Source organism: Novosphingobium nitrogenifigens DSM 19370 (genome assembly GCF_000192575.1).
In the GTDB taxonomy this organism is placed as follows: domain Bacteria; phylum Pseudomonadota; class Alphaproteobacteria; order Sphingomonadales; family Sphingomonadaceae; genus Novosphingobium; species Novosphingobium nitrogenifigens.
Genome location: NZ_GL876933.1, coordinates 889,677 through 898,421 on the forward strand (window position 1 = coordinate 889,677; position 8,745 = coordinate 898,421).

Consider the following 8,745-nt stretch of genomic DNA (forward strand, 5'->3'; position numbering starts at 1 on the left):
CGTGCCGCACAAGGTTGTCCGAACCAAGGCTGCCCGAAGGAGGAGAATTCGCATCCATGACTGATCGGCTGATCGTGACCGGCTTTGCCGGCAGCTTGCGCAAGGGGTCCTATTCGAAAGTCCTGCTCGACGAATGCGCGCGCCTCCTGCCGGACGGCAGCGATTTTGCGACGGTCGATATCGGCGCCATTCCGCATTATGACGAGGATCTCGACCATGCCGATGCGCCCACGGCTGTGCGGGCGGCGCGCGAACGCGTGGCGGCGAGCGATGTGCTGATCGTCGTCACGCCCGAATTCAACCACGGCATTCCCGGCGTGCTCAAGAACGCGTTCGACTGGCTGTCGCGTCCGGCCTTCCGCAGTCCGATGGCGGGCAAACCGGTTCTCTTTGCCACCCATTCGCCCGGAGCCCTTGGCGGAGTGCGGACGCAGTATCAGCTGCGCGAGACCTTTGCCTCGATGCTCTGCCGTCTGATCCCGCTGCCCGAAATCGCGGTGACGCATATCGGCGCCAAAGTGAGCGAGGGCCGCGTCTGTGACGAGGAAACGCTCGCTTTCCTCGATGCGCAGGTGAAGCGTTTCCTGGCAGCGCTTTAAGAGTTTTCGGCTTCGTCCTGAACCCCGCGTCCGAAAATGTCCCAGACCGACAGGAACAGGGCAGCGATTACCGGGCCCAGGACGAAGCCGTTGAACCCGAACAGGTTGAAGCCGCCCAGCGTCGAGATCAGCACGATATAGTCGGGCATCTGGGTGTCGCGACCGACCAGAATAGGGCGGATGACGTTGTCGATCGTGCTGATGACGAAAAAACCGCACAGAAACAGGATGACGCCTTTCCACACCGCGCCGGTGGCAAGGAGATAGATCGAGGCCGGAACCCAGATGAAGCCGGTGCCGACCGCCGGAAACAGCGAAAAGACGCCCATGGCCAGCCCCCAGAGCAGGGCTCCGGGAAGGCCGAGCATCCAGAAGGTGAAACCGCCGATCCCGCCCTGAACGACGGCGATGGTCATGCTGCCCTTGACGGTTGCGCGCACGACGCTGACGAATTCGGACAGCAGACGTCGGCGCTGCAGTGCGGGCAGGGGCAGCGCCCGTTCGATCCGTTCGGCAATCCCGCGCCCGTCACGCAGGAGAAAGAACGTCAGGTAGAGCATGACGCCCAGCGTCAGGAACAGGCCGAGAGCCCCCTGTCCGACGTTCAGGATCTGTGGTGCGATTGCCTGAAGTCCCCCGGCAAGGCCGCGCGTGATGCGCTGGCGCAAGGTTTCCGGGTCCGCCAGCCCCAAATCGCCCAGTCCCAAATCGCTCAGCCAGCGGTGAGCCCATTCGGGGAGAAACGACTGAACGGTGGCAATTGCCCGGCCGGGATCGAAACCGGCCATCCCGGCATGGCTGAGCAATTCGCCCAGTTCTTCGACCAAGGCCTTGCCGAGCAGGATGGCGGGAACGACCAGAACCGCGACGATCACCAATAGCGCGATCAGGGCAGCAGTGTTGCGCCGTCCCGGCAGGCCGCGCAGCAGGGCCGCATTGAGCGGTGAGAACAGGATCGTGACGATGACCGCCCACAGGATCGCGCCGGAAAACGGAGCGATCAGCCACAGAAATCCGACAGTCGCCGCCGCCACCAACCCGATCTGAAACGCGCGCGGGGGTATCGTCGCAATGGCTGTATCGTCCTTGTCCCCGTTGTCCTGCGCCAATGTGATACCCTTTTGAAAATTGACCTCGATCGTCGCGGCTGATTTCATGACGGGGTAAGCGTCGGGGCGTTTTGCGTCCAGAGCGATCGCGCGGATTGTCGACCGGTCCTGCGCATGGTCCGATGGGCGGCCGGGCACTGTGACACGAGGGATGAAAAGAGCGTGGGCATGAACGAGCATTCCGCTGCCGAGCCCTCGTGGCTGGGGCTTTCCCATGAAGAGGCGGCCACGCGTTTCGTCCACGAAGGCGCGAACGAATTGCCCCGGTCCGGACAGCGTCCGCTCTGGCGGATCGTTGTCGAAGTCCTGCGCGAACCTATGCTGACGCTGCTTCTGGCGGCAGGGCTTATCTATCTGGTGCTTGGCGACACGAGGGAAGCGTTGATCCTGCTGGTCTTCGCGATGCTGTCGGTCGTCATCACCGTGGTGCAGGAGGCGCGGACCGAGCGCGCGCTCGATGCCTTGCGCGATTTGACCAGCCCCCATGCCATGGTGATCCGCGCGGGCGAGCGGCTGTCGGTTCCGGCCCGCGAGGTCGTGCGCGGGGATCTCATGGTGCTTGACGAAGGCGACCGGGTGGTTGCCGACGGGTGGCTTGCACAAGGGGACGCGGTTCAGATCGATGAATCGCTGCTGACCGGGGAATCGGTGCCGGTGCGCAAGGTCGCCTGCGGTCTTGCCGAGCCGACCGAAGAGGTGCGGCCGGGGGGCGACGATCTGCCTTTCGTCTATTCGGGCACGTTGGTCGTGCGGGGCAGCGGGCTGGCGATCGTGACGGCAACCGGCCCTGCGAGCCAGATCGGCCGCATCGGACAGGCGCTGTCCTCGATCGAGACCGAGGCGCCGCGCTTGCAGCAGCAGATGCGGCGGCTGGCGATCGGGTTGGCGGTGCTGGGCGGAGTGGCCTGTCTTTTGGCGATCGTTCTGTACGGGTTGATGCGGGGAAGCTGGCTCGACGCCGCACTGGCGGGGATCGCGCTCGGCATGTCGATGCTGCCCGAGGAATTCCCGGTGGTTCTGGCCGTGTTTCTGGCGATGGGGGCCATGCGCATGTCGCGCGCGCGCGTGCTGACACGCCGGGCGAGCGCCATCGAGACGCTGGGGGCAGCGACCGTCCTGTGTACCGACAAGACCGGGACGCTGACCGAGAACCGCATGCGCATGGCGCAGTTGCGCTTGCCCGATGGCACCGTTCATGCGCTGTCCGCACATGCGGAGGTCCTTGCCGGGGATCTGGAGCAACTGGCAGAACTCGGCATGTTGGCCAGTGCGCCGCATCCGGTCGATCCCATGGAAATCGCGTTCCATGACGTGTCGGCGCCGGTTCCCGGCTGGTCGCTGGTCCGCACTTATCCGCTCGATCCCGCACTGCTGGCGATGTCCAATGTGTGGAGCGGCGAGGCGGGCGAAGTCCTGGTCGCGGCCAAGGGCGCGCCCGAGGCGATTGCGGGCCTGTGCCGGATGGCGGACGCCGACCGGGCGCGGGTTCTTGCCGATGTCGATGCCATGGCAGAGGCAGGCCTGCGGGTGCTTGCCGTCGCGCAGGCAAGCTGGGACGAGGGAGACTTGCCCGACAGCCAGGCCGGTTTTGCTTTTACCTTTCGCGGTCTGGTCGGCCTTGCCGACCCCTTGCGCGCGTCGGTGCCCGATGCGGTCCGGCAATGTCGCGAGGCGGGCATCCGCATCGTCATGATTACCGGCGATTATCCCCGCACTGCCCGTGCCATTGCCGCACAGGCGGGAATCGGCGATGGCGGCGTGCTGACCGGGGACGAACTGGCGACGATGGCCGACGCGGACTTGTGCGAGCGGATCGCGACGACGACCGTCTGCGCGCGGATCATGCCCGAACAGAAGCTGCGCATTGTCGAGGCGTTGAAAGCCGGGGGCGACATTGTCGCGATGACCGGCGACGGTGTGAACGATGCGCCCTCGCTCAAGGCGGCCCATATCGGCATTGCCATGGGCGGGCGCGGCACCGATGTCGCGCGCGAGGCGGCCTCGATCGTCCTGCTCGACGATGATTTCGGCTCGATCGTCGAAGCGGTGCGACTGGGGCGGCGGATCTATGACAATATCCGCAAGGCGATCGGCTTTATCCTTGCCGCGCATATCCCGATTGCGGGGTTGGCACTGCTGCCCCTGCTGGCGGGAATGCCGCTCTTGCTGGGGCCCGTCCACATTGCCTTTATCGAGATGATCATCGATCCGGTCTGTTCGCTGGTGTTCGAAGCGGAAGTTGCCGAGCACGACGCGATGAAGCGGCCGCCCCGGCGTCCCGACGCGCCACTCTTTGCCCGTGCGCTGGTCGGCTGGGCCGTGTTTCAGGGGCTGGTGGTGTTCCTGACGGCCGGTGGCGTTGCGGTCTTCCTGTGGGAGAGCGGGCACGATGCGACCGTGGTGCGATCGGGGGCGTTCTTCGCGCTCGTACTGGGGCTGGTCGGCCTTATCCTCATCAACCGGCGGTTCAGTGCCTCGCTGCTCTCCGCGTTGCGTCGGCCCAATCCGGCGCTTGCGGTGGTGCTGGCTGCTGTCGCGAGCATTCTCGCCGCCACGCAGGTCGTGCCCTTCGTTGCCGGACTGTTCCGTTTTTCGACCGTGGCAGCGCATGACCTGGCTCTGGTGGGCATGGTCAGCCTCGGCGCGCTGTTGCTGCTTGAATGGGTGAAGTTGCGCTGGGCTGCGCGCCTGCTCGCCTGAACGGGGTGGAATTGACGATCGGACATGTGCGCGATACGTGATGTATATGCATGATGCAGATACATCACTGTGCGCCTGTACTGCCTTGCGCAAGGCGACCCGCGCGATCACGCGGATCTACGACGCGCGGCTGGCGTCCCATGGGGTCAACGTCAACCAGTTTGCGATGCTGCGCCATATCGCACGGGCCGGGGACATCGCGCTCAGCCGCCTTGCAGCCCAATTGGTGATGGATCGCACCACGCTCTACCGCGTGCTGCGTCCTGTCGAGCAGGCAGGCTGGGTCGAAACCTTTCCCGAGGCGAAGGGGCGGGGGCGTCGTGTCCGCCTGACCGCCGGAGGAGAAGCCTTGCTGGCAGGGGCGACTGCCGATTGGCAGGCGTGTCAGGACGATGTTCGCGCCCATCTGGGCGATGATGGCTGGGACCGGCTCTATGCGGCCAGTGCCGCAGTGCTTGCTCTGGAAGGGGATAGATGATGGCGCTCGGGATTGTGCGCGAACGGGCGATCGTGGTCCTGGCGGTGACGTTCGTTGCCCTGCTCGTTTCGGCAGGGGTGCGGTCGGCGCCGGGCGTCTTGATGCTGCCGCTGCAACTCCATTTCGGCTGGGACCGGGCGACGATTTCGGCGACGGCGGCGATCGGGATCATGCTCTATGGTCTGGTCGGGCCGTTTGCGGCGGCGCTCATGCTCTCGCTCGGCATTCGCAGGACCATGGCGGGCGGTCTTGCCCTGATGGGACTGGCGACGCTTGCGAGCCAGTGGATGACGCAAAGCTGGCACTATCTCGTCACTTGGGGACTGTTGTCGGGGATCGGCACGGGCTGCGTCGCCAGCGTTCTGGGCGCGGCGGTGGTCGGGCGCTGGTTCGTCAAGCGGCAGGGACTCGCCATGGGGGTACTGTCGGCCAGCACCGCGACCGGATCGCTGATTTTCCTTCCCGTGCTGGCGTGGATGACGCGGCAGGGGGAATGGTTGCCGGTCGTGCGCACGATCGGAGTGGCCTGTCTCGTGCTGGTGCCGGTGGTGCTTGTGTTCGTGCCCGAACATCCCGGCGATGTCGGCGCGCGACGCTTTGGGGAAGATGCCGACACGCCTCCGGCCGTTCGGGGGCAGGCTTCGCTCCTGCTGCCGTTCACGGCGCTGGGCAAAGCGGTGCGGGTGCCGATGTTCTGGTTGCTGTTCGGGACATTCTTCGTCTGCGGGCTTACCACCAACGGGCTCGTGGGCACGCATCTCATTGCCTATTGCGGCGATCACGGGATCGCGCCGGTGGCGGCGGCCGGGCTGCTCTCGACCATGGGCCTGTTCGATCTGGTCGGGACGACGGCTTCGGGCTGGCTGACCGATCGCTATGATCCGCGCCGCTTGCTGGTCGCTTATTACGGGTTGCGCGGGTTGTCGCTGATCGTGCTTCCCTATTGCAATTTCGGCCCGGGCAGCCTCGGCGTTTTTGCCGTGTTCTATGGGTTGGACTGGATCGCGACGGTGCCGCCGACGGTCGCTTTGGCAACGCGCGCTTTCGGCGCGCGCGAGGCGCCGATCGTGTTCGGCTGGGTCGGCGTCGGGCATCAGTTGGGGGCGGCCTGTGCCGCCTTTGGCGCCGGGCTGATCCGCGAGGAATTCGGACGCTATGATCCGGCGTTCATGATCGCGGGGGCTTTCGGCGTAGTCGCCGCGCTGGCCCTGATCGGATCGATCACGTTGGGGCGCGACACGCGCGGGATCGGCCTTGCCCAACCGGCCTGATCGAGAGGGTGGCCCGATTGGCATCACGAAACACGAAGAAGGCTTTACCCCGGCGGGCAAATCTTGCCAGAAGCACCGCAGCGATGCGCCCGCAGCGTAACGGGGCGATCGCATTGGAGAAAACGATGGTCTCGCGGACCTTTGCCTCGCTTTCGCTCTTGCTCGCCGGATTGGGTGCTTCGGCTGCCGATGCCGCTTCGCCCCCGCCCGCCTATGCCGTGACAGGACGGATCGCCGGGGCCGATGGCGGGTGGGACTATGCCTCGGTCGACCCGGCTTCCGGACGGCTTTATGTCGCGCGGTCGAATGCGGTCATGATGGTCGACCTTGCCACGGCCAAAGTCACCGACACGTTCGTCAAGGCCCAGCGTGCCCATGCGGTCCTGCCCATCGACAAGGGGCGGACACTGGTCGAAACCGACGGGCAGACCGGTCTGGTCCGGTTCATCGATGCTGCCACCGGCAAAGTCCGGGTGGAAGTGCCGACCGGGATCAAGCCGGACGCGGCCTTTCTCGACAGTGCGACCGGGCGGCTGGTGGTGATGAACCCGGGCAGCAATACGGTCGTCCTGCTCGATCCGGTCCAATACGGCATGGTCGGTCGCATCGATGTCCCCGGCGGGCTGGAAGCGGGGGCTGGCGACGGCAAGGGGAAGGCCTTCGTCAATCTCGAGGAAGCGAACGCACTTGCCGAAATCGACCTTGTCGCAGGCAAGCTGATCCGCACGATCCCGCTCAAGGGCTGCGAGGGGCCGACCGGGATTGCCGTTCTGGGCGGGGGAAGCCGCATCCTGTCGGCCTGCGCCAATGGTGTTGCGACCGTGGTCGATGCGGCCAGCGGCGCGCTGGTGCAGACTTTGCCGGTCGGGCATGACCCGGACGCGGTGATTGTCGACGAAGCTCGCGGCATGGCTTTCGTGCCGAGCGGACAGGACGGCACCCTGACGATGATCCGCATTGCCGATCCGGCGCATTTCACTGTGACCGGCACGATCCGCACGCAAGCGGGCGCTCGCACCGGGGCGGTCGATCCGCGTGACGGACGGATCTATCTGCCCACCGCGCTGATGGCGCGCGGAGAGGGCGGATCGCACCATGCCGCAGCGGAGCCGGGTACTTTTGTCGTTCTGGTAGTCTCGCCGACGCGGTAATGGCAGGCGTATCGTCCGGGCATCAATGCCCGGCGATGCGGTCCCCGATCCGAGCCAGGATCGACGTGCCGCCGCCTTTCGCCTCGATCCGGTCGGACAGGCGATAGAGGCCGTAGAGCGCGTTGACCGCGCCCCAGCGCAGTGGTTCGGGCTCCCACGGGCGGACCTTGTGATTGACCCACGGCAGCGTGACGAGATCGCTCTGCCGCCCGAGCACGAGATCGGCAAGCGTGCGCCCGGCGACGTTGGACGTGGAAACGCCCAGCCCGACATAGCCGCCCGCCCAGCCCATGCGGGTCGCAGGATCGAACCCGACGCTGGTGCACCAGTCACGCGGAACGCCGAGCGTGCCGCACCACGCATGATCGATGCCGATCCCGGCAAGGCTGGGGAACAGGCGCATGAGCGTCGCGTGCAGGATGCGGATCGTGCCGGCCTGCGTCTGCCCGTCGCGATCAAGGGCCGATCCGAAGCGATAGGGAATGCCGCGCCCGCCAAAAGCGATGCGGCCTTCGCGCGTGCGCTGGGCATAGAAATAGGCGTGGGCATAGTCGGCGACGATTTCGTGGCCTTCCCAGCCGATTTCGCGCCATTGCGCGGGCGACAGCGGCGCGGTGGCGATGATCGCGCTGTTGAGCGGCAGCCATTCGCGGCGAAGGCCGGGCAACGAGGGGGTAAAGCCTTCGGTCGCGCGGATCACCGCGCCTGCACGGACTGTCCCGCGATCGGTGGTGACCATGCCGGGAGCAAGTCCGGTCACGGTCGTTCCTTCGTAAAGGGCAACGCCGCGCCGTTCGACTGCCCGGGCCAGGCCGCGCACCAGCTTGGCGGGCTGGACCCGCGCCGATCCGCTGACGGCAAGTCCGCCGACGCCGCCCGCGACGCGCAACCGCGATGCAAGGCCCGCACCATCAAGAGTGGTGAGCCGCGAGGCGGGGAAATCCCACGCCGCCAGTTCAGCAAGGTCCGCGTCCCGGCGTTCGAGTTGCGCCGCGCAAGTTGCGACCATCAGCTTGTCACAGCGCAGGATGTCGGCGTCGATGTCTTCCTCGGCGGCGCGGGCAATCACTTCATCGACTGATCCGGCCATGGCGGCCTGCATCGCTATCACGCCTTCGCGGGTGCCGCCTGCCGCGATGTACTTGTCGCGCGACCATTCGAACCCGCCCGACAGCCATCCGCCGTTGCGCCCCGAGGCGCCATAGCCGCAGAACCGCTTTTCGATCACCGCGATCCTGAGCGCGGGATCGAGGCGGTTGAGGTAGAGCGCAGTCCACAGCCCGGTATAGCCACCGCCCACGATCGCCACGTCGACCGTGACATCGCCTGACAGCGGCGCGCGCGGCTGCGGCGGGCCGCCCATGTCGGCATGCCAGAAGGAAACCCGGCCGTTCGTGGTCCCGGTGAAGATGGTCATGCGGCTCTTACCTTTGCGAC

7 protein-coding genes are annotated in these 8,745 nt (G+C 66.2%); 5 read left to right on the forward strand and 2 right to left on the reverse strand.

What is annotated here, in order from left to right; genetic code table 11:
* Nucleotides 1-56: 56 nt before the first annotated feature.
* Nucleotides 57-599, forward strand: a complete 543-nt coding sequence (locus Y88_RS14120) for an NADPH-dependent FMN reductase (RefSeq protein ID WP_008070413.1) — start codon at nt 57-59, stop codon at nt 597-599.
* Here the strand turns inward: Y88_RS14120 and Y88_RS14125 are convergent.
* A complete protein-coding gene (locus tag Y88_RS14125; protein ID WP_008070414.1) occupies nt 596-1,756 on the reverse strand; it encodes an AI-2E family transporter in 1,161 nt (386 codons plus the stop codon). The two genes, Y88_RS14120 and Y88_RS14125, sit on opposite strands and share 4 nt — an antisense overlap.
* Before the next feature lie 120 nt (nt 1,757-1,876).
* Here Y88_RS14125 and Y88_RS14130 point away from each other — a divergent pair, with 120 nt between their 5' ends.
* From Y88_RS14130 to Y88_RS14145, 4 genes are all read left to right on the forward strand, one after another.
* Nucleotides 1,877-4,408 (forward strand): cation-translocating P-type ATPase, encoded by a 2,532-nt coding sequence (locus Y88_RS14130; protein ID WP_026167081.1) that lies wholly within the window; start codon nt 1,877-1,879, stop codon nt 4,406-4,408.
* 40 nt (nt 4,409-4,448) lie between these two features.
* Nucleotides 4,449-4,886, forward strand: coding sequence for a MarR family winged helix-turn-helix transcriptional regulator (locus Y88_RS14135; protein ID WP_232281091.1), 438 nt, complete (start codon nt 4,449-4,451; stop codon nt 4,884-4,886).
* Nucleotides 4,883-6,157 carry an MFS transporter gene (locus tag Y88_RS14140; RefSeq protein WP_008070417.1) on the forward strand — a complete coding sequence of 425 codons (1,275 nt, stop codon included), beginning with the start codon at nt 4,883-4,885 and terminating at the stop codon, nt 6,155-6,157. Before Y88_RS14135 ends, Y88_RS14140 begins: the two co-directional genes overlap by 4 nt.
* Nucleotides 6,158-6,282: 125 nt before the next feature.
* Complete coding sequence (locus Y88_RS14145) at nt 6,283-7,308, forward strand: YncE family protein (RefSeq protein ID WP_232281078.1); 1,026 nt, start codon at nt 6,283-6,285, stop codon at nt 7,306-7,308.
* Between the two features lie 22 nt (nt 7,309-7,330).
* On the opposite strand, the gene Y88_RS14150 is transcribed toward Y88_RS14145, so the two are convergent.
* A partial coding sequence (locus Y88_RS14150; RefSeq protein ID WP_232281079.1) for an NAD(P)/FAD-dependent oxidoreductase occupies nt 7,331-8,745 on the reverse strand: 1,415 nt, incomplete at its 5' end.

Bases quoted from the DNA above. Each gene is read 5' to 3' on its own strand.
- Y88_RS14120 (WP_008070413.1), top strand. From the start codon at position 57: ATGACTGATCGGCTGATCGTGACCGGCTTTGCCGGCAGCTTGCGCAAG.
- Y88_RS14125 (WP_008070414.1), bottom strand. From the start codon at position 1,756: ATGAAATCAGCCGCGACGATCGAGGTCAATTTTCAAAAGGGTATCACA.
- Y88_RS14130 (WP_026167081.1), top strand. From the start codon at position 1,877: ATGAACGAGCATTCCGCTGCCGAGCCCTCGTGGCTGGGGCTTTCCCAT.
- Y88_RS14135 (WP_232281091.1), top strand. From the start codon at position 4,449: ATGTATATGCATGATGCAGATACATCACTGTGCGCCTGTACTGCCTTG.
- Y88_RS14140 (WP_008070417.1), top strand. From the start codon at position 4,883: ATGATGGCGCTCGGGATTGTGCGCGAACGGGCGATCGTGGTCCTGGCG.
- Y88_RS14145 (WP_232281078.1), top strand. From the start codon at position 6,283: ATGGTCTCGCGGACCTTTGCCTCGCTTTCGCTCTTGCTCGCCGGATTG.